This window comes from Streptomyces sp. NPDC045022 (genome assembly GCF_056432605.1).
In genome coordinates, this window is the sequence record NZ_JBWKIR010000088.1 from 1 (window position 1) to 1,133 (window position 1,133).

At 64.8% G+C, this 1,133-nt stretch carries 1 protein-coding gene; it reads right to left on the reverse strand.

Features of this window, described 5'->3' with window-relative positions:
* Positions 1-23: 23 nt before the first annotated feature.
* Complete coding sequence (locus AC07C1_RS41275; protein ID WP_478947252.1) at positions 24-893, reverse strand: IS5 family transposase; 870 nt, start codon at positions 891-893, stop codon at positions 24-26.
* Positions 894-1,133: the final 240 nt, after the last annotated feature.

Here is a 1,133-nt window from a genome sequence, read left to right on the forward strand (position 1 = left end):
AGAGGTCGTTTTCTCCCTTTGTTTTATCCCGAGATAGGCCTTTGGCTGCGTGATGTCGGGTCACGCCAGGAGATGGTGTTCTCGCCGGTGAGGCGGCGGGCCATGAGGTCGGTCATGGCGAGGTGGATCATGGCTTCGGATCGGTGCGGGTGGGTTTCGTAGTCGCGGGCCAAGCGGCGGTGGAGCATGAGCCAGCCGTAGGTCCGCTCAACCGTCCACCGCTTGGGGACAGGGGCGAATCCCCTGGTCCCGGGCGTGCGTTGAGTGATTTCCATGTCGATGCCGAGGGTTGCAGCGTGCTCGACGAGGTGCTGGCGGTAGCCGCCGTCGACCCACACCTTGCGGACGCGGGGATGTTCGGCGGCGACCCGGTCCAGGAGCTGGGTGCCGGCCACGGAATCCTGCACGCTCGCCGCGGTGACCAGCACCGCGAGGAGAAGGCCGATCGTGTCGGTGACTATGCTCCGCTTCCGCCCGACGATCTTCTTCCCGGCATCGATGCCCTGACCGGCGGCGAGCACGTTGGTGGACGTTTTCACGCTCTGCGCGTCGATCACGCAGGCCGACGGTTCAACCTCCCGCCCTTCCTTCTGTCGTAAGAGTTGCCTGAGCAAGCCGTTGAGCTGGGCGAACACACCTTCCTGCTGCCACCTGGCGAAGTAGCCGTAGACCGTGTTCCAGTGCGGAAAGTCATGCGGGAGGTAGCGCCACTGGACGCCGGTGCGGTCCACATACAAGATCGCGTCCATGATGTCGCGCAGGTCATGCTCGGGTGGCCGGCCGAAGTCCAGAGCTCTGCCACGGCGCTCGAAGCGCCAGGCAGAGAGCACCGGCTCGACCAACTCCCAGCGGGCATCGGACAGATCACTCGGGTAAGGACGTCGCGGCGACATGCTTCCGTCGTACCGCCGCGGACCGAGTGCGCCCAGGCGCACAGCGGCGACGACGGAAGCACGCAGCCATGACGACAGACGGGGCGTTCCTGGGATGAGACAGGAACAAGCAGCATCCCGCCCCACCCTTCACCCCACTCGGACCAGAAGCCCCGACCGCATCTGCCGCCTTTTCCGCACCGCCATCCGGCACTACAGAAATCCTCCGATACCAAGGCATTTAAGGTGAAAACGACCTCT